We start from the raw sequence: 203 nt of genomic DNA on the forward strand, positions 1-203 counted from the left end.
TGGCCTGGCGCAAGGCCAGGTCGCGCTCGGCCTGCTCGCGGCGCTTGGCCAGGTGGGTCTCGAAGTCCGCGGCGGCCTGGGCGGCCTTGGCGCGAGTCTCCTCGAAGAGGGCGTCCGCCTGCTCGCGCTTGGCCTGGACCTCCCTCTGGGCCTCTGCCCGGGCGGCCGTCACGTCGCGCGTGACCCGGTCCCGCAGTTCCGCG

At 75.9% G+C, this 203-nt stretch carries 1 pseudogene; it reads right to left on the reverse strand.

From position 1 onward, the window contains the following. A pseudogene (locus tag VR44_RS40840) lies at positions 1-203 on the reverse strand (cellulose-binding protein); the annotation flags it as partial.

The sequence above is a fragment of the Streptomyces katrae genome (assembly GCF_000966975.1).
GTDB classification, from domain to species: Bacteria; Actinomycetota; Actinomycetes; order Streptomycetales; family Streptomycetaceae; genus Streptomyces; species Streptomyces katrae.